This is a genomic window from [Clostridium] symbiosum (assembly GCA_036419695.1).
Taxonomy (GTDB): Bacteria; Bacillota; Clostridia; order Lachnospirales; family Lachnospiraceae; genus Otoolea; species Otoolea symbiosa_A.
On record CP143946.1, the window covers coordinates 974,589 to 993,759 of the forward strand.

At 50.0% G+C, this 19,171-nt stretch carries 15 protein-coding genes, 1 pseudogene and 1 other annotated feature; of the genes and pseudogenes, 13 read left to right on the forward strand and 3 right to left on the reverse strand.

Annotated features, from left to right (window positions below; genetic code table 11):
• Positions 1–5: 5 nt before the first annotated feature.
• The 7 genes from V3C10_04650 (at position 6) to V3C10_04680 (ending at position 6,729) form a co-directional block, all read left to right on the forward strand.
• Positions 6–677, forward strand: coding sequence for a response regulator transcription factor (locus V3C10_04650; protein WVP63115.1), 672 nt, complete (start codon positions 6–8; stop codon positions 675–677).
• A gap of 31 nt (positions 678–708) precedes the next feature.
• Complete coding sequence (locus V3C10_04655; GenBank protein WVP63116.1) at positions 709–2,037, forward strand: HAMP domain-containing sensor histidine kinase; 1,329 nt, start codon at positions 709–711, stop codon at positions 2,035–2,037.
• A 28-nt stretch (positions 2,038–2,065) separates the two neighbouring features.
• Positions 2,066–2,416, forward strand: coding sequence for a hypothetical protein (locus V3C10_04660; GenBank protein WVP63117.1), 351 nt, complete (start codon positions 2,066–2,068; stop codon positions 2,414–2,416).
• A gap of 212 nt (positions 2,417–2,628) precedes the next feature.
• Positions 2,629–3,114, forward strand: coding sequence for a sigma-70 family RNA polymerase sigma factor (locus V3C10_04665; GenBank protein ID WVP63118.1), 486 nt, complete (start codon positions 2,629–2,631; stop codon positions 3,112–3,114).
• The gene (locus V3C10_04670) at positions 3,101–4,159 is read left to right on the forward strand and encodes a hypothetical protein (protein ID WVP63119.1); all 1,059 of its coding nucleotides are present in this window, start codon (positions 3,101–3,103) and stop codon (positions 4,157–4,159) included. The genes V3C10_04665 and V3C10_04670 overlap by 14 nt, the downstream gene beginning before the upstream one ends.
• A 195-nt stretch (positions 4,160–4,354) precedes the next feature.
• Positions 4,355–4,978: a sce7726 family protein gene (locus tag V3C10_04675; protein ID WVP64569.1), complete on the forward strand. Its 624-nt coding sequence runs from the start codon at positions 4,355–4,357 to the stop codon at positions 4,976–4,978.
• A gap of 440 nt (positions 4,979–5,418) precedes the next feature.
• Positions 5,419–6,729 (forward strand): MFS transporter, encoded by a 1,311-nt coding sequence (locus V3C10_04680; GenBank protein ID WVP63120.1) that lies wholly within the window; start codon positions 5,419–5,421, stop codon positions 6,727–6,729.
• Positions 6,730–6,811: 82 nt separating this feature from the next.
• On the opposite strand, the gene V3C10_04685 is transcribed toward V3C10_04680, so the two are convergent.
• On the reverse strand, positions 6,812–7,726 hold the full coding sequence (locus V3C10_04685) for a LysR family transcriptional regulator (GenBank protein WVP63121.1): 915 nt from the start codon (positions 7,724–7,726) through the stop codon (positions 6,812–6,814).
• Between the two features lie 265 nt (positions 7,727–7,991).
• On the opposite strand from V3C10_04685, the gene V3C10_04690 reads away from it, so the two are divergent.
• Both V3C10_04690 and V3C10_04695 read left to right on the forward strand, forming a co-directional pair.
• Positions 7,992–9,962, forward strand: a complete 1,971-nt coding sequence (locus V3C10_04690; GenBank protein WVP63122.1) for an FAD-dependent oxidoreductase — start codon at positions 7,992–7,994, stop codon at positions 9,960–9,962.
• 108 nt (positions 9,963–10,070) lie between these two features.
• Complete coding sequence (locus V3C10_04695; GenBank protein ID WVP63123.1) at positions 10,071–11,435, forward strand: sodium:solute symporter family protein; 1,365 nt, start codon at positions 10,071–10,073, stop codon at positions 11,433–11,435.
• An 83-nt stretch (positions 11,436–11,518) separates the two neighbouring features.
• Here V3C10_04695 and V3C10_04700 read toward each other — a convergent pair whose 3' ends face one another.
• On the reverse strand, positions 11,519–12,172 hold the full coding sequence (locus V3C10_04700) for an SdpI family protein (protein WVP63124.1): 654 nt from the start codon (positions 12,170–12,172) through the stop codon (positions 11,519–11,521).
• On the reverse strand, positions 12,162–12,440 hold the full coding sequence (locus tag V3C10_04705; protein WVP63125.1) for an autorepressor SdpR family transcription factor: 279 nt from the start codon (positions 12,438–12,440) through the stop codon (positions 12,162–12,164). The genes V3C10_04700 and V3C10_04705 overlap by 11 nt, the downstream gene beginning before the upstream one ends.
• A gap of 281 nt (positions 12,441–12,721) precedes the next feature.
• On the opposite strand from V3C10_04705, the pseudogene V3C10_04710 reads away from it, so the two are divergent.
• The 4 genes and pseudogenes from V3C10_04710 to amrS all read left to right on the forward strand — a co-directional run bounded on the left by V3C10_04710 (position 12,722) and on the right by amrS (position 19,125).
• Positions 12,722–14,082, forward strand: a pseudogene (locus tag V3C10_04710) (MATE family efflux transporter).
• A 249-nt stretch (positions 14,083–14,331) separates the two neighbouring features.
• Positions 14,332–14,581, forward strand: a binding site (T-box leader).
• A 134-nt stretch (positions 14,582–14,715) separates the two neighbouring features.
• On the forward strand, positions 14,716–16,731 hold the full coding sequence (locus V3C10_04715; GenBank protein WVP63126.1) for a 2-isopropylmalate synthase: 2,016 nt from the start codon (positions 14,716–14,718) through the stop codon (positions 16,729–16,731).
• Between the two features lie 244 nt (positions 16,732–16,975).
• Positions 16,976–18,286 carry an AmmeMemoRadiSam system protein A gene (amrA, locus tag V3C10_04720; GenBank protein WVP63127.1) on the forward strand — a complete coding sequence of 437 codons (1,311 nt, stop codon included), beginning with the start codon at positions 16,976–16,978 and terminating at the stop codon, positions 18,284–18,286.
• Positions 18,283–19,125 carry an AmmeMemoRadiSam system radical SAM enzyme gene (gene amrS / locus V3C10_04725; GenBank protein ID WVP63128.1) on the forward strand — a complete coding sequence of 281 codons (843 nt, stop codon included), beginning with the start codon at positions 18,283–18,285 and terminating at the stop codon, positions 19,123–19,125. Before amrA ends, amrS begins: the two co-directional genes overlap by 4 nt.
• The last annotated feature ends 46 nt before the right edge of the window (positions 19,126–19,171 follow it).

The following is a 19,171-nucleotide window of genomic DNA, read 5'->3' on the forward strand; positions in this document are numbered from 1 at the left end:
ATGCCGTGAGGATTTTACTGGTTGAAGATGATTTGGAACTGTGCAGATTCATGGGATTCTGGTTTGAAGAAAAAGGATACCTGGCCGACATCTGTCAAAACAGCCAGGATGCATTTTATTATCTGAACAGGCAGATATATAATGTGGTGATTCTGGACCGGATGCTGCCGGGGATGGACGGAATACAGATACTGCAGCTCATGAGAAAACAGGGGATTACCACTCCCGTTATTATGGTGACGGCCCTCGGAACGCTGGAAGACAGGGTGGACGGACTGGACGCGGGAGCGGATGATTATCTTGTTAAACCCTTTGCGCCCGAGGAGCTGTTTGCCAGAATCCGCGCACTGGAACGGCGCCCGGTTAAAATGGAGCTTAACAGGCAGCTTGAGTTCGGAGATCTTGTATTAAATCTCTCCAACCGGGTCTTATCAAAGGGCGAAAAAAAGTTGGAGCTCTCCAAAAAGGAGATGGATCTGCTGGAATTTCTAATCAGAAACAAGGGACAGATTCTGACAAGGGAACTGCTGTTAAACCGCGTATGGGGATTGGACAGCGCGGTGGAAGAAGGAAATCTCGATAATTATATTTATTTTCTCAGGAGAAGGCTTAAGCAGGTGGGGAGCAGTGTAACTATCAGGACGGTCAGGTCGGTTGGATATTCCCTTAAGGAGTAGGGGAAGAAGCGGGAAAGAAAGGAATGCGGCCATGGTAAAGCAGTTAAGAAAAAAACTCATTGTCGCCTATGTACTGGCTACCGGACTTTTGCTGACCGTAATTGTAGCGGGACTGTTATTTTTATCGTTTAGGCAGTATGAAAATAATAATATCAGAGGGTATCAGGCGTCATTTGGAAAGGTGGTGGACGCTGTCAAAGACAGCAGTAAAATTACCCATGCCTGGCTGTCTGAAAGTGAAATAAACGGGAATCTTATCATTTCTATTTACAGTAACGCTGTCCCCCTGTCGTTTAAAGGCGCCTGGACACCGCCTACCGGGAGGGAAAAACTGCTTGAAAAGCTTGAGCTTTTTGCAGAACAGGACGGATTCCCCGGGAATTCACTTAAAATTGGCCAGGGAGAGGTGAAGAGTCCGGTTTATTCTATTTATGGCGAAAAAGGAGAGCATTATTACGGGAGCATTTACCTGAAAAAGCAATCCGGAAGGGAGCAGAAGATCCTTGTCCTGAAGGCATTGACCGATGAAGGACAGTTTTACCGGCGTTCTATTTTGCTGTATTCATCCATCAATCTTACGGGGCTTGTTACCCTGTTTTTAATCTGCCGGACATTTGTGGACCGAAGTTTAAAACCGTTGGAAACAGGTCTGAAAAGGCAGAGCGAGTTTATCGCCGCGGCGTCCCATGAACTGCGTGCGCCGCTGACCGTTATACGGGCGGGAATTCATGCCATTTCCATGGATGAGGGGAAGGCGAAGCAGTTTCTGCCGGGGATTGAAAAGGAAGGGGAGCGTATGACCGTGCTCATCGACGATATGCTTCAACTGGCCCTGGCGGATGCAAGTACCTGGACGATGAAGATGGAGCCTCTGACTGTGGATACATTTCTTATCTCGATCTATGATTCCCTGTCGGAGCTGTGCCGGAAAAAGAGACAGCCGTTTGAACTGAGGCTGCCGGAGGAAGAGCTGCCCGTATTTTCCGGGGACCGGCAGCGCATGGAACAGATTCTGATGATTCTGACGGATAATGCGTCCAGCTATTCGCCGGAGGGCAGCGCGGTATCCGTCACCGCCCGGTCGGACCAGAAGCATGTTTCTATCGAGGTGGAAGACCATGGATGCGGTATTTCGGATGAAGATAAAAAAAGGATATTCGACCGTTTCTTCCGTGCCGATAAGTCCAGGAATGACAAGGCGCATTATGGGCTGGGGCTGAGTATTGCCACGGAGCTTGTCAGGCTTCACCAGGGGAAGCTGACCGTGAAGGATACGGCCGGAGGCGGAAGCACCTTTGTGCTGGAACTTCCGGTCCTGAACCAAGTTACGTATTTCAAAAACGGTGAAAATGGCATATAATTGAAGCAGAGATGATAGCGGACAGGCTTTGAAGAAAAAACGTACTTATGGGCAGGGGGAGGCGGCAAACCGAGGTGAGCGTATGGTCCGGTTTGCCTGCTGTCTTTTAAGCGGAGATCCGGGAGAATTCCCGGAGGAGGCGGGACGCGGTGTCTCGGAGGTAATTAAAAAAGATTCGAATCAGATTCGGAGCCGCTACTGGTTTAAGAGAATAAACGGGTACAACTGTCCGTATGACTGTCTGGCGGCGAACGAATCTCTTCCGGAGGGAATGCTTGGTTTTGTTTTAGGGGTTCCCCATTCCATAGGAGATTACATTACATTTGAAATTCCGTTCAGTGAACTGACCGGTTTGGACGGTGAGCTTTTCGGTGAATAGAGAGTCATTTAAGCTGTTGGCGGGCTGCGGATTGCGGCATTACCGCCAACAGTTTTTATGTAACACGCTGTTACGATTCACAGCCATTATTCCGCGATGTGATATTTTGCCTTACTGAAAGGTATTATAAGTGAAGCGTGTTTGTTACCGGGTACGGAATGAACCGTAATGAGTGTTTAGACACGATAAAAACAAAGGAGAACGTCACGGATATGTTGGAAAAAGACATGATAGAGGCGGCAAACCGGTATCGGGATCGCATTTTTGCAATTGCATATAATTACCTGAAAAACAGCTATGATGCCGATGATATCACACAGAATGTGCTGATGAAGTATTACTGCAGCGAAAAGATTTTTGAATCGGAGGAACACAGGAGAAACTGGTTAATCCGGGTTGCTGTCAATGAGTGCAAGAAACTTTTATTTTCGCCGTGGCGGAGCAGGTGCCAGAACCTGGAAGAGTATGCGGATACGCTGCAATTTGAGGATAAGGAACAGAGCGAACTTTTTACGGCCGTAATGTCTTTGTCCAAAAACTACCGCATTGTTGTGCATCTCTATTATTATGAGGACTACTCAATCAGGGAGATTGCGCAGATTCTTAAAATCAGGGAAACAGCGGTGAGCACGAGGCTTTTGAGGGCAAGAAAGATGCTGAAAGAACAATTACAGGAGGTGTGGGATGAAGAACAGTGACTTATACAAGGAAACGTTTTCAAAGCTGCATGCTTCGAATGCGGGGCAGATGCAGCCGGAAGGGCGGAGGCAGCACAGGAAACTTCGCAAACCAATCCTGGCGTGTATTGCGGCAACGGCGATTATGATGTTTGCGGCAACGGCGGCCTATGCCATAACGGGTGAAGGCCCAATCCGCTTTTTCCGCTCTTTCTTTGACAACGGCGGTGACCCGGTGACGGAAGAAATCAACAATACATACGTACTGGTATCCGATCAGAAGATCACCTATAAAAACATGGAAATTGTGTTTGAGGGCTACAGTTATACCGAGAGGATCCTGCTGGCAAAATTTGGGGTGTCTTCCCTGGATGGAAGTGCAATTGACGGCGACGGCCTGCTCAGGCAGATTACATTTGGGACATTATCGGCCGAATCATCAGAGACAAAACTGAAAGACAGGGAAGACGGTTCCGTGGAGGTTTCCGTCAGAATGAATCTGAGAGAGTCCGGGGAACTGAGTTCATCAGCCAATCTTTTCGTCTGGGACAGAGAAAAGGGGATTTACAGTTCGGAAACGATAGGGAAATTTGTGATTGGAGGGCCGTCGGCCATCCGTGAAATTGCATTGGATGACATAAAAATACCGGAATGCCTGGAAGCAAAAATTTCCGGCATGGGCCTTACCCTGTACATGGACAATTCCATTTCAGAACTGGAGGACTGCCCGGCGGAGGAAATCCTGCTGAAGATGAAAGACGGCCGTGTACTGCGGCTCTATGATAAAGTGAATGGCACGGATGAGAATGACATCGTTTCGGGGATTTCATTTTCATGGTCGGACGGGGAGGGAAGCAGGATGACAATCGAATTTTCATCGGCGCTGGATTCAGGTGAGATGGAGGCGGTTGTTATAAATGGGGAAGAATATAAGTTACTGTTCACTCCGTGCCCAGCAACCCGCTTCGCGATGCACAGAAACGGCAAAAAACTCCGTTTCGCGCCGCTTAACTCGGGATTTTCACGAAAAACACGTGAAAACACCTCGCGGGATACATCCGTGTGAACAGTAACAAATATAAACTGCATGATTGATGTTTCTGTTCACACGGATTGACGATTGAAAACAGGTTTGTTATACTCGAGATCGGCGGCGGGAGCGTGGGTCCGTAGAACAGACGGACTGTTCCTGCCGGATATTGCAGCAGACAGGCTGCCCCTTTTGCAACGGGGCAAAGTACGCCGATCATTGAAGGAAATAATCAGTATGGTAACAGAAACAATAAATGCAGTGCTCTATGACAGAGATATCCGCGAACCGCTTTTTGATTATCTGGAGGAGCGTTTTGGAAAGACCAGGATGTTTGAAGAAAAGATAATGGGGAGATCCAGGGCCGATATTATTATGCTGACGGAGAACCGTCTGATTGGCCTGGAGATTAAGAGTGATGCCGATACATACGAGCGCCTGAAGAGACAGATCCGGGATTACGACAAATTCTGTGACGAAAATTATGTGGTCATCGGCAAATCCCATGAAAAACATGTGGAAGAACACATCCCGGCCTGGTGGGGGATTCTCGTGGTGGAGGCAAGGGGAAGTGAAATTGTCATCAGCGAGAAAAAAGCCGCGTCACCCAATCCGAAAATGAAGAAGGAGCACCAGATTACACTCCTCTGGCGCCCGGAACTCCAGAATCTGCTCGCGGCAAACCATCTGCCCGCCTATAAACGGAAGAGCAAGAAATTCGTCCGGCAGAAGCTGCTTGAGAAGATGCAGTGGGAAGATTTAAAACCGCAGATTTGTGAGGAGCTGTTTGAGCGGGACTATACATTGTGGGATGAGGAATTAGAGGCGTATCGGGAATCGGAATTGGGAAAGTAACAGGATTGACAAGGAACAGGGACTCTGATATACTGGACACAGTTTTGACAGAGGGAGGTATATAATGATTTATTCTATCCGTTTAAGATGAGAAAGGAACTGAGTCCTGATTTTTCGGAGGTTTTTTTCTTGTACCTGATTTGCGGATGAATAAAAAGTTATAGACCATTATTGAGGAGTATCCCGGATACTCTGGATGGAAGTCTACCGGAACTGCGGCAGACGCGCAGACTGTGATGCGCGGCTGTTTGTCCAATTTATTGTGGGACTGTTCCGTGGCATTACGGGTCGGAGCGGCCGCTTTTTATATCTGTAGATTCAGGCAGGAAACCTTTGAGGGATCCTGCTTTTTTGATGCCGCCGTTACAGAGCGGAAAAGCAGGGAAGGATGTCGGTGGGAGAGTGGAACTGACAACAGATATGATTATGGAGATTTAAATATGACGGAAAAAAATAACAGAAATAGTGACGGATATAACAACAGCGGCAACAGCAGCGGTAACAGAAATAGCAGCAACAGCAAATGGAAACAGCGTTTCTTTACAATTACAGCGGGGCAGACGGTTTCGCTGATTGGCAGTTCGGCCGTACAGTTTGCGCTTATCTGGTGGCTGGCCAGTGAGACACAGTCACCGATGATGCTTGGAATTTCAGGGCTGGCGGCTTTTCTGCCGATGACGTTTTTAAGTCCTGTGGCAGGAGTGCTGGCGGACCGTTTTAACCGGAAGGCGGTCTGTATCTGTGCGGACCTGTTTATCGGATTTTCGGCCATGGTATTTGCATGGTTCATGTGGAACTATGATGTGCCCTGTGAATATGCAATTCTGGTTCTCTTTTTAAGAGGAATCGGTGATACCTTTCATCAGCCGTCCATCAGGGCGATTATCCCTCAGCTGGTGCCCTCAGAAAGCCTTGTAAAGGCCAACGGCTGGAGCCAGTTTATGCAGTCCGGCGCCTTTATGCTGGGACCTGTATTGGGAGCGGCGCTCTTTGCAGCGCTGCCGATGCCTCTTGTGCTGCTTACGGATACGCTGGGAGCGGTCATTGCCAGTCTGCTTCTGGGAGCAGTTAAAATACCTCCTGTTGCAAAAGCGGGGGAGGAGAGTGGAAACGGAGAGAAGAAAGACAGGGAAAAGGGAAAATTCTTCAGGGAGCTTAAAGAGGGGGCGGAGGTTTATCTGGAAGATCCGAAGCTTCTGATTCTCATGGCGGCTCAGACATTCAGCATGATTTTTTTCCTTCCGCTGTCTTCCTTTTATCCGCTGATGACCAGCAGCTACTTTAACCTGGGCGCCTGGCATGCCAGTGCGGTGGAACTGTCGTTCGCAGTTGGAATGATGGGTTCCGCCGTACTTCTGGGAAGTGTAATAGAGGTAAAGGATAAAATCAAGACGGCCTATATCGGCCTCGTTGCAATCGGGATCATGTCGGCTCTGTGCGGCCTTACCCCGCCGACCATGTGGGGATGGTGGATGTTCACCTTCTTCTGTGGTCTGCTGGGAGCAAGCGGCAATATACACAGTATTCCTATCGTGGCCTATATGCAGGAGACGATAGCGCCGGAAAAAATGGGCCGGGCCTTTTCACTTATGGGAATGGCCGGTTCCCTGGCAATGCCGATCGGCCTGCTGGTCGCCAGCCCGGCCGCCGAGAAAATAGGCGTGCATATGTGGTTTTTAGTCACAGGAATCGCGATCATCGTGATCACGATCTGTGCGGTGATGGCAAACAGAAAAAAGAGCAGGGAGTAAGTCCCTGAAGAGGTGCAAAAAAGTGCCGGTTCCGCAGTTTTATGCGAAACCGGCACTTTTTTGCATAGAACACTTCATTGAATCACTCTTCCCGTCCGGCCTGCAGTTTATGGAAATACTCCAGGAAAAGCTGCAGCGGCCTGCTCATATAGGTGCGGTCGTTCCAGGCGATAATCGGGATCGTCTCGACCGTTACTCCCGCTATCTCCTTCAGATGGATCCGCCTGCAATCGAACAGCTTGATAATCTCTGCCGGGATAAAGCAGGCGGCCAGCCCTGCGGAGGTGAGCATAATCCGGCTCATGACGCCGCTGCATTCAAATGCCATATTCAGCTCAAAACCGTGCAGGCGGCATTCTTCCTGCAATAAATTTGCATAATCCCAGATATGGCGTTCCCGGTCCACGTTTGTGCCGGAGCAAAATGGGATTCCGCGCAGCCGTTCGATGGGAATTTCCTTCTGATCCGGACAGGGATCCATGGTTTCGTGGATTGCAAGCATTGATTTTTCTTTGTTTAGTGGGATATAGGGCCAGTTTTTGATATCAGACATGGGGAGACGCAGGCAGACAACGTGGACGGTTCCCTGTGCCAGCTGTTCTAACAGTTGACTCGGCACCTGGGGCGTAATTCTAATCATGATATGGGGGTACTGCTTTCGGAAATCGGCCAGATACGGGCTTAGATGCGGGAAATCCGTATAGATTGTCCCGACATTAATCTGTCCGTGTACCCCGGATGCCGCTTCACGCACCGCCTCCACCGTATTAAGCAGATCTTCCTGGATCTTCTTACTCCTTTTGTACAGGACTTCACCGGCAGGCGTCAAATCCACGCCATGGTTGTTGCGGACGACAAGCTGACATCCCAGTTCATCCTCTAAGAGCGTCAACTGCCGGGAAAGGGCGGGCTGGGAGAGAAACAGTTTCCCCGCGGCCTGCGTGATATTTTTATTTTCTGCAATAGCGACAAAGACCTTCATCTGTTGTGTGTTCATAAACTACTCCTTTCCCCAAAAGAGTATTTTTAACATGGTATAAGCTATTGTTATGACCAACGCAAATTTATTGGTCTTTTACATTGTAACAAAGATTTTTTATAATAACAATACAAAAAGGCGCGCGCGGCCAATTTAATTTTTGTGAAAATGCACAAAGAATAACATGCTGAAGAAAGGAAGTAATGGTTCGGAAAGAAGCATTCCGCGAAGCGGTAAAGCGGTAACTGCGGAGGCACTGAACCGTTACGGAAGGAAAAAGAATATGACTTGTGATTATCCACATTTGTTTTCCCCTATCATAATTAATGGAAGACGGGTACGAAACCGTATTGCAAGCGCTCCCATGAGCCACAGGGGGGAGATCCCCAGATATACGCGGCAGGCACAGGAATTTTTCAGCAGCATCGCAAAGGGCGGAGCCGGTATTGTTGCAATGGGTGAAGCCGGTGTAGATTCCAGGGTGGATATTTGCCATCCCTATGATTCCCACTTAGACCACCCGGTGATCCTTCCCTCTCTGGCGGGCGCCATTGATGCGATCCACCTGTGGGGCGCCCTGGCTTCCGTGGAGCTGGTTCATTCGGGGAACCGTGCGCACCCCGGCTACATACCTTCTGATTCTAAAATCATCGGACCATGTGAGATGACCAATCTTTATGGTGCGCCCGTCCTGGCAATGGATGAGGCAATGATGGACGAGACGGCCGATAAATACGCATATGCCGCCTATATGGCCCAGTATGCGGGAATTGACATTATAAATATCCATCTGGGACACGGATGGCTGCTTTCCCAATTTTTATCCAACCTGGACAACCACCGTACGGACAAATATGGAGGAAGTCTTGAAAACAGAGCCCGTTTCCCGCTTATGGTCATTGACCGTATCCGGCAGAAATGCGGCAGCAGGATGATACTGGAAGTCCGCGTCAGCGGAGAGGAGGCCGTGGAGGGCGGCCTTACCAAAGAGGATACCGTAGAGCTGGCAAAGATGCTGGATGATAAAGTCGATATCATCCATATTTCTGCAGGGACCTTCCACCTCACCGACACGGCCTGCCGGATGTTCCCGACGGTCTTTACGCCCAGAGGCTGCAACACCCATGTCTCCGAAGCCGTGAAAAAGGTTTGTAAACATGCGGTGGTTGCGGTGGTAGGAGGCCTGAACGACCCGGATATCATGGAAGACATCCTGGCAAAGGGGAAGGCAGACATCGTTGTCGCCGCCCGGGCATTCCTGGCGGATCCGGATTTCCCGAAAAAGGCACGCACCGGCCATGCCGATACGATCGTGCACTGCATGCGCTGCTCTTCCTGCAACAGTGTTGGTTTTATTCCCCATGTCCCCTTCTCCTCCGGCACTCTGCGCTGTTCCGTCAATCCAACCCTGGGCCGGGAGTTCGAGACGAGCCATCACCAGACTCCCCCGGATACGGTGAAAAAAGTCATGGTGGCGGGTGGAGGCCCCGGCGGCATGGAAGCGGCCCTGACGGCGGCGCGCAGGGGACATCGGGTCACCCTGTTTGAAAAGTCGGACCGCCTGGGCGCGAACTTGTACTATGCGGACGGCATTCCATTTAAGAGCGATCTGGTCGCATACCGCAAGAGTATTGTCGCCAACGTAGAGCAGGCGGAAAACCTGGAAGTCAGGCTGAATACACCGGTTACGGCAGAGCTTATCAAAGAGGAAAAACCGGACGTCCTGATTGCCGCCTGCGGCGCAGTTCCCGTGATTCCTCCGATCCAGGGCGTGAACCTGCCCATCGTCCATTCCGTCACCGACCTGTTTAAGAAAGAGCTGAAGCCGGGAAAGAAGGTAGTCATTATTGGCGGAGGCCAGGCTGGATGCGAGGAGGCCCTTGCTCTTGCCGCAAAGGGACACGAGGTTACGATCGTCGAAGTGCAGCCAGAACTTGCCCGTGAAGCGCACTTTGTATATTGGAAGCACCTGCTCCGTGTAATTGCCGGAGAGCCCCATATCACAGCTATGCGCAGCACACAGGTAAAAGAGATCCTGGATGACGGCGTATTGGCGGCGGGGCCGGATGGGGAAGAAAAAATGCTGCCTGCCGATACCGTCCTGATCGCGACAGGCATGGCCGAGGACAACGATATGCTAGGTGAGTGGGATAAACTTGTTCCCGATCTGCGGATTATCGGCGACTGCGAGCACACTGCCCGTATTATGGAGGCTGTGAGAAGCGGCTATTGTGCGGGATATTCGATTGATTAACGCTTAGAACCTTAGAACGTATCGGAAACAATTTTCCCGATACGTTCCGGGAACTGTGGAAGATATTATCACAACAGGAAGATATTATCACAACAGAGGGGGTAAAATATGACTATTATTATTGCTGTTTTAGTAGTTTACATGGCTGGTATGCTGTACATCGGCTTCAGGGGTAAAAAATCCCAGTCTATGAATGATTACCTTACCGCCGGCGGAAAAAACGGATTATTTCTCATGGCATGTGCCTATTTGGGCTCAACCGTAGGAAACGGGGTTTTCGTGGGCGGCGCCCAAAATGGATTTAATTACGGTATCGGAGGCCTGTGGTTTGGCATTGGTTCCGTGCTGTCACTGGTGCTTTTCGGCCTGGTTATGTCAAAGGCGCTTCACCGCAGGGGTGTTATTACAATTCCCCAGTTAATCATGAACCGTTACAACAGTAAAGCGGCGGCAGTTATTATTGCGCTGCTTGCAATCTCGTGCAGCCTTGGAATCATGGCTTCCCAGTTCCTGGCCGGAGCGGCTCTTTTCAGCTCTCTGGGACTGAACCCCAAGCTCGGTATTATTTTACTTGGCGTAGTTGTTATTCTCTATTGTGGATTCTCCGGAATGTGGGGCGTCGTTATGACCGACTCCATTCAGGCGATCGTAATGCTGTTCGGAGCATGTTTCTGTATTATTACCATTGCCATGAAAGGAGGATTCGACACGATTTCAGCAGCGCTTCCCCCGAGCAATTTTGAGGCCGTCCCTTTTGATACGGAAACTTTCTTAATGATGCTGGCGCCCAGCGCTTTAATCGGTTTAATTTCCGGCCCGTCTTTTCAGCGAAATGCATCGTGTAAAGATGAGAAAACTGCGTTCTGGGCACCGATTATCGGAGCCGCTGCCTCGCTGCCCTTTGTCGTTATTCCCGTCATTATCGGTATGTACGGAAAAGCCCTTTTCCCGGAGGCGGAGAGCGCTTCCATCTTATTTATGGTTGTTCTCGATGCATGTCCTCCTATCCTGGCAGGCCTTATGCTTGCGGCGATTCTGGCAGCGGTTATGTCGACCGTGGATATTATTATCCTGAATATCTCGGCGAACCTGGTTCATGATATTTATGCGGGTATTATCAATCCGAAGGCCGATGAGGAGAAGCTCAGTAAGATTACGGTGGCGGTTACCTTTGCCGTTGGAATCTGCGGCCTCATTATCTCCCTGCAGTTTTCAAATATTATTTCCCTGCTTTCGGCCGCCTATTCGCTCCAGAATGCAGGTTCCCTTGTCATGGTACTGGGCGCTCTGTACTGGAAGAAGGGGACAAAGGAGGGGGCGGTTGCAGGCGCGCTGGCCGGCGTTGCCGTGGTATTACTGTCCAAGTTCGGCGTGCCGATTCCCTACGTTTCCCTGACGCCGTTTATTCCGTCGCTGATTATCTATGTTGCTGTCAGTCTTTTTACTCAGAAAAAAGAGCCTGTAAATCGGTAAGGACGGCAGACTAAAAGAAGCCCTTCGAATTTTATGTTAAAAATCCGAAGGGCTTCTTTTTCTGTCTCGTGCAGATTTATGTTTTAATCCGATTTTTCTGCTTTTTGGCGCCACCAGACATAGGACATAATACAGGGAACCGCCATGCTGCCAAGCAGGAGAGCCATGATAATGTATTTGCCGCCGTGATCGGTCATGGACCAGCCGAAAATCAGAGACAGCGCCCCGGCCGCAAACATGGTTTTGCCTCCCAGCCGGTGGGTTTTTCTCCAGATTTCATCGTCGGATAAGGTCCAGGGCGTTTTGAGGCCCATGTAGAAATTACTCTTTGTCTTTGGCAGGACGTTGCCCAGGAACATGAAGAGGATTCCAACAACGATCGTAACAATTCTGCCTACCGAAATATGGCCGGGAAAGAATGATTCGCTCAGTGTGATTCCCAGCATCACAAGCAGAAAGAACTGCATAAAAATACAGAAGGAATCGTAATAAGGCGCAAATTTTATATAGTTCCTTTTGCGGGGATCAATTTTTGGCATATTGTCAAATAAAAAGGCCAGGAACGGGAGCAGGCCGCAGCATAGCCAGATTGTTGTTTTCGGACTGTAGGTTACGGTACCGTCAAATCCCCAGTTTGTGGGAATCTTATCGGGAAGCCACGGATACAGGGCGGCCGTTATGAGAATGCCCAACGCGGCAAGGGCGTAATTTAATATTCTGAGTTTCTTATTTTTCATCGGATGTCTCCCCTTTCAATGTTAATATCCAGTTCATAATATCGTCCATGACGGTCGTATTGAGGGAATAGTAAATATATTTCCCGTTTTTTTCGTCGTCAATCAGGCCCGCCGATTTGAGGACAGACAGGTGGTGGGAAATCGTTGCGCCTGTCATCTGGAAATGATCCACAATATCGCCTGCCGCCATGGCTCCGTCCTTCAGCAGGTTCAGGATTTCACGCCTGGTGGGATCGGACAATGCTTTAAAGGTGTCTCCAAAGGCCATAATTACCTCCCTTCCGTTGAGTCTGCCTAAGACGGTTGTCCGGGGCAGTTAGGAGTGTTTCATTTAGACGTTTAGAGAAACATCTAAATGTATTTCTGACTAAAGAATAGCACGCCTGGATGGGATAGTCAATACATTTCCGGAATTTTGTGTTTCCTGTATTTGGGAATTTGTTGAGGCGTCCGCATTCTTCAACCGGCTTTTTTACCTGAAAGTATTTGTGTCCGGCCCTGCGCGGGAGTATACTGAAATGAGAAGAATAAGAGATGGGGGATTTTACGATGGGAGATGCGGTTCAGGGAAAATCAGATAATATTCTTGGAATACTTCCGGTTGGACGTTTGCTTGGGAAATTTGCGGTTCCCAGCATTATCGCCATGCTGGTGGGAGCTTTATATAATATTGTAGATCAGTTTTTTATCGGAAGAAGTGTGGGAGAGTTGGGAAATGCGGCGACGAATGTGGCTTTTCCGCTCAGCACGTCCTGTATTGCGATTGCGCTTTTATGCGGAGTCGGAGGGGCATCCGCCTTTAATCTTACGATGGGGAGGGGGGGACAGCGGGAAGGCGCCTCACTTTATAGGCAATGCAGCCGTATTGATGGTGGGCTGCGGCGCTCTGTATTGTGGTACAGATCTTTTTGACACCTCTGCTGCGCTTTTTCGGTTCTCCGGAAAATATCCTGGACTATGCCAGGACGTATACCGGAATCACCTCTTTTGGATTTCCCTTCCTGATTCTGACAAGCGGTGGAGGCCATCTGGTCAGGGCGGACGGCAGTCCGAGGAAATCCATGATTTACAACCTGTCAGGGGCGATTATCAATACGATTCTCGATCCGATTTTCATTTTCGGATTTGGTATGGGAATGGCCGGGGCGGCGTTGGCTACCATTGTCGGCCAGATCTTTTCGGGATGTCTGGTAATCCGTTATCTCTGCCGATTTAAAACGGTGCGTTTGGAGCGGCGCCATCTGATTCTTAGAAAAGAATATGCGGGACTGCTCGCCTCGCTGGGGGCGGCCTCATTTTTTAACCAGCTTGCGATGATGATTGTTCAGATCGTGCTGAACAAATCGCTGACCTATTATGGGGCGTTATCCTCCTATGGAGAATCGGTTCCCCTGGCCTGCGCGGAGATCATCACAAAGGTGAACCAGGTATTTTTCTCCGTTGTAATCGGACTGTCCCAGGGAATGCAGCCGATTGCCAGCTTTAATTACGGAGCAAAGAATTACGCCAGAGTGCGGGAAGTGTATCTGCTGGCCATACGCCGCGGGGCCGTTGTATCCGTGCTGTCTTTTGCCTGTTTCCAGTTAATTCCCCGGCAGATTATTGCCCTTTTCGGGCGCGGTTCGGAGCAGTATTTTCTGTTCGCGGCCAAGTATTTCAGGATTTATCTCTTTTTTACGTTTTTAAACTGCGTGCAGCCGATTTCCTCCAATTTGTTTACATCCATCGGGAAACCGAAAAAGGGAATTTTCCTTTCCCTGACAAGGCAGCTTTTATTTCTGCTTCCGCTGATTCTTATTTTCCCTGTTTTTTTCGGGATTGACGGGATCATGTATGCGGGGCCCATTGCCGATCTCGTTGCGGCTGTGGTTGCTATTTTGATGGCAAGGTCGGAGCTGCGCAGGATGCGGAGGGAGGAGAGTTACCTGGAAGAACGGGAGAGGAAGATAGTGGATCCGGAAGGAGCGGAACAGGGGAAAACGGTATTGCAGGCGGCCGGTATTGACGGGCTGAAGCAGGATGGGGGGAGTGATTTTCTCCATAAAACCCTGAAAAGATAAAAAGAATCAAGAAAATTGATTAAATTCGTACCTTGTAAGCCGAAATGAAGTGTGTTAACATTTATAAAGCAACAGAAATTGGCAGTGAAAATTGAATAGAATAAAGCGAAGAAGAGGAAGAGTAATTGTTTTTACGGAAAATGCAGAGAGCTGCCGGGTGGTGCGAGGCGGTCGGGGAAAGACAGTGAACTGGCCTCGGAGCAGCCGGCTGAAGGTCCATAGGGATTGGGTAGGTGCGGACGGAATTCCCGCCGTAGAAAGGGGAATGGCATGAAGTGCCGGTGAGGGCATGGCGACTGCGCCGTGAAATAGAGTGGTACCGCGTATATGATTACATTGCGTCTCTATAGAAATGTTTCGGGTAAACATTTTTATGGGGACTTTTTTTGAGGGCAATGAAAAGTCCGCGAAGCGTGCTTTTCGTTGTTCGGAAAAGTTCCCCGGAAGTTCTCAGGAAATAGCGATAACCGTATAAGGGAGGAAATGAAAATGAGTGTAAATGTAGCGGAAAAGTATGGTAAATCTTATTTTATGCCCCCGGTCGTTACTTACGACTGGGTGAAAAAGGATTATATTGATAAAGCGCCGATCTGGTGCAGCGTGGATTTGCGCGATGGAAACCAGGCCCTTGTGGAGCCGATGGGACTGAGTGAAAAGCTGGAGTTTTTCAAAATGCTCGTCGAGGTTGGGTTCAAGGAGATTGAGGTCGGTTTTCCGGCCGCTTCCGATACGGAATACCAGTTTATCAGGGCTCTTATCGAGCGGAACATGATTCCTGACGATGTGACGATCCAGGTGCTGACCCAGGCGAGAGAACATATTATCAAAAAGACATTTGAGGCGGTAAAGGGCGCTCCCCACGCCATCGTGCATCTTTACAATTCCACCTCCGTTGCACAGAGGGAACAGGTATTTAAGAAAGGACGCGACGAGGTTAAGAAAATAGCAGTGGACGGCGCCGTGCTTTTAAAGAGCCTGGCCGATGAGACGGAAGGCAACTTTACATTTGAATACAGCCCGGAGAGTTTCCCGGGAACAGAGGTCGATTATGCGGTGGAGGTCTGCAACGCAGTTCTGGACGTGTGGAAACCGTCACCTGAGAGAAAGGTGATTATCAATATTCCCACCACGGTCCAGATTGCCATGCCTCACGTGTTTGCCTCACAGGTGGAATACATCCATAAAAGTTTAAAATACAGGGACAGCGTGGTTCTCAGTGTGCATCCGCACAATGACAGAGGCTGCGGAATCAGCGATGCGGAGATGGGAGTGCTGGCCGGTGCGGACCGTATAGAAGGAACGCTCTTTGGAAACGGTGAGAGGACGGGAAACGTGGATCTCGTCACGGTTGCAATGAACATGTTCTGCCACGGCGTGGAGCCGAAGCTGGATTTCAGCAATATCGCAAAAGTCAGGGAGACTTATGAGACCCTGACCGGCATGAAGGTTTATGAGAGGACGCCGTATGCGGGCGATCTCGTATTTACCGCATTTTCCGGTTCCCATCAGGACGCTATTTCCAAGGGCATGGCCTGGAGAGAAGAAGGAAAGAGCGGGGAGAGATGGGATGTTCCGTATCTTCCCATCGATCCGGCCGATGTCGGACGTGAGTATGAGTCTGACGTCATCCGTATCAACAGCCAGTCCGGCAAGGGCGGAGTAGCCTTTATCCTGAAACAGAACTTTGGCATCGATGTGCCGGATAAGATGCGTGAGGAGGTAGGCTACCTCGTGAAGGGAGTTTCGGACAGAAAGCATCAGGAACTGGCTCCTGCGGAGATTTACCAGATTTTCGAGGATCACTATATCGCACCGAGAAATATTTTCAATATCACCGACTATGATTTCAGACAGACCGAGGAAGGTATCGCCGCACAGGTGACAATCGAGCAGAATAAGGAAAGACGCGTGATTGAGGCCACAGGAAACGGCCGGTTGGATGCCGTCAGCAATGCAATCAAACTTTATTTCGGTTTGAGCTATGAACTGAGTATTTACGAAGAGCATGCCATTTCCAGGGGGTCTTCCTCCAAGGCGGCTTCCTACGTGGGCATTATGAACCAGGGCAATATGTTCTGGGGCGTGGGCATTGATGAGGATATTATTATAAGTTCCATTGAGGCGCTTGTCTCAGCCGCCAATAAACTGGCCGCCAGCCAGAATGTGAAAGAGGGCCGGGAAGAGAGAATCGTTGATATTATGAAATATGTACAGAGCCATTACTGCGACGTGACTCTGGAGAATCTGGCGGAAAGCTTTAATTTGTCAAAACCGTATCTGTCCAGATATATCAGACAGAAATCGGGAATGACATTCCAGGAAGCCGTCAAAAAGGCGAGACTTAAAAAGGCGAGAAAAATGCTGAAAGAGTCGAACCAGTCGGTGGAATCCATTGCGGAGACCGTCGGGTATGAGACGGTGGAACATTTTAACCGGTTGTTTAAGAAAACATATGATATGACCCCTGGCCAGTACAGGGCGCAGAGCCGCAGTGTATAACCTTCTGCCGACGGCAGAATAACACGATGAGTGTTACAGTTCTCTGCACCGCCACTTGCCGGCAGGGGAGTCAACTATAACAATATTAGACAGGGGAGCCCTCCTCGTCTATACTCCCCCATGCAGGACACCAAAATCTTGATGTTCTGTGTGGGGGAGTTTTTGTTGAATAATTTTGCAATCGGTGTTATCGTAAAAATAGAAGAACAAACAGGGTGTGCAAATCACAAAAGGAGGGTGCCGTATGGCGGTAGCAGGAGCATTTATTGTACCTCATCCTCCCCTTATCCTGCCGGATATAGGGAGAGGGGAAGAGCGGAGAATTCAGAAAACCATTGATTCCTACCGGAAGATTGCGAAGGAGGCCGCCGCCATGCATCCGGATACGGTGGTCGTTCTTTCACCGCACAGCGTCATGTACCGGGACTATTTCCATATTTCCCCGGGCTCGCGGGCAAAGGGGGATTTCGGCCTCTATGGGTACCCGGATTTACAAATTGGAGGTATTTATGACACGGAGTTTGTCGCGGAGCTTTGCGGCCTCGCCGAGGAGGAGAATATTGCGGCGGGGACGGAAGGGGAGAGAGGACGGGAGCTTGACCACGCCACAATGATACCGCTCTATTTCCTGAACAGGGAGATGAAGGATTTTAAGGTGGTCAGGATCGGTCTTTCGGGTCTTCCGTTTGAGGAACATTTCAGGCTGGGACGCTGTATTGCGGAGGCGGCCGGGAGGCTGGAACGCCGGATTGTGGTAATCGCCAGCGGCGATCTTTCCCACTGCCTGCTGGACAGCGGCCCTTACGAATACACAAAAGAGGGTCCGGAGTACGACCGGAGAGTAACGGAGATCATGGCGGGAGGAGAGCTGCACCGGATGCTGGAATTTACGGAAGAGTTCTGCGGGAAAGCGGGAGAATGCGGCCATCGAGCCTTTTGCATCATGGCCGGATGCCTCGAAGGAAAGACACTTCGCCCACGTCTCCTGTCGTATGAGGGGCCGTTTGGAGTGGGCTATGCGGTGGCCGCATTCCAGGACGCCTATGTGGCGCTGGCCAGGGAATCCCTGACCTGTTTTCTGGAGAATGGCCGGGAAATGCAGGAACCGGAACTGGCATCCTTTAAAGTGCCGGAGGAGATGCTTAAGACCCGGGCCGGAGTATTTGTTTCCCTGAAAAAGGACGGGGAACTGCGGGGATGCATCGGGACAATCCAGGGAGTACAAAAGAATGTGGCGCTTGAAATCATCGATAATGCGGTCAGCGCCGGAATCTATGATCCCAGATTTCCGGAGGTAAAAAGAGAGGAACTTCCTGAAATTATCTGCACCGTGGATGTGCTGGGGGAGGCCGAACCCGTTCATGCACTGAAAGAACTGGATGTAAAGCGGTACGGCGTCATCGTGAGCTGCGGGCGGAGAAGGGGGCTTCTCCTTCCCAACCTGGAAGGGGTCGATACGGTGGAGCAGCAGATTTTTATCGCCCTTAAAAAGGCCGGAATCGACGGGAAAGAAGACTATAAAATGGAACGGTTTGAGGTGGTGAGACATGTTTGAAAACAGCCTGTAATGTATGTGCAAACCACTGTACGCTGGAGGAAGGCCGGACAGGCCTGTGCAGGGTGAGATATAACCGGGGCGGACAGATTAAAAGCAATGCCTATGGAAAAGTGACTTCGGTTTCCCTGGATCCGATTGAAAAGAAACCGCTCCACTATTTTTATCCGGGGAGCCGCATCTTGTCACTTGGAAGCTACGGCTGCAATTTTTCCTGTCCTTTCTGCCAGAACTATGAGATTTCCATGGCAGGTGAGGAGGAGATCCTGAGCGGAGCGCTGCCCATCCGTTATCTGGGCCCGGAGGAGGCGGTGAAAATGGCGCTGGAAAGCCGTGATTTCGGAAATATCGGGCTTGCCCATACGTATAACGAGCCTCTGATCAATTATGAGTATGTAAGGGACTGCTCAATCCTTGCCCGGGATATGGGGCTTAAAAATGCCGTCATCACAAACGGTTCGGCTTCCGTAGAAGTGCTGGATGAAATCCTTCCGTGGATTGATGCCTTCAACGTGGATTTGAAGGGATTTACCCCGGAATTTTACCGGATGGTCCACGGCAGCCTGGAGGATGTGAAGCGGTTCATCGTCACCGCGGCCGGGAAAAGCCATGTGGAGGTGACTACGCTTGTAATTCCGGGACTCAATGATTCGGAGGAAGAGATAGAGGAACTGGCCCGGTGGCTTGCATCGATCCGGCCGGATATCCCGCTTCATCTGAACCGTTTTTTCCCCAGATACAGGATGATGGACCGGGAGGCGACAAAGATTGAGACACTGCTCCGGCTGGCGGATACAGCCAGGGGCTATCTGAGGTTTGTGAAGGTGGGAAACTGCTGAATGGCAGAAATGGGATTGATCAGGAGCGAGTACAGAAACAAATGAC

Coding starts and splice junctions, on each gene's coding strand:
- V3C10_04700 (WVP63124.1), bottom strand. CDS start 12,172: ATGAAAAATAAGAAACTCAGAATATTAAATTACGCCCTTGCCGCGTTG.
- V3C10_04705 (WVP63125.1), bottom strand. CDS start 12,440: ATGGCCTTTGGAGACACCTTTAAAGCATTGTCCGATCCCACCAGGCGT.
- V3C10_04665 (WVP63118.1), top strand. CDS start 2,629: ATGTTGGAAAAAGACATGATAGAGGCGGCAAACCGGTATCGGGATCGC.
- V3C10_04670 (WVP63119.1), top strand. CDS start 3,101: ATGAAGAACAGTGACTTATACAAGGAAACGTTTTCAAAGCTGCATGCT.
- V3C10_04715 (WVP63126.1), top strand. CDS start 14,716: ATGAAAATGAGTGTAAATGTAGCGGAAAAGTATGGTAAATCTTATTTT.
- V3C10_04690 (WVP63122.1), top strand. CDS start 7,992: ATGACTTGTGATTATCCACATTTGTTTTCCCCTATCATAATTAATGGA.
- V3C10_04655 (WVP63116.1), top strand. CDS start 709: ATGGTAAAGCAGTTAAGAAAAAAACTCATTGTCGCCTATGTACTGGCT.
- V3C10_04685 (WVP63121.1), bottom strand. CDS start 7,726: ATGAACACACAACAGATGAAGGTCTTTGTCGCTATTGCAGAAAATAAA.
- V3C10_04680 (WVP63120.1), top strand. CDS start 5,419: ATGACGGAAAAAAATAACAGAAATAGTGACGGATATAACAACAGCGGC.
- amrA (WVP63127.1), top strand. CDS start 16,976: ATGGCGGTAGCAGGAGCATTTATTGTACCTCATCCTCCCCTTATCCTG.
- V3C10_04695 (WVP63123.1), top strand. CDS start 10,071: ATGACTATTATTATTGCTGTTTTAGTAGTTTACATGGCTGGTATGCTG.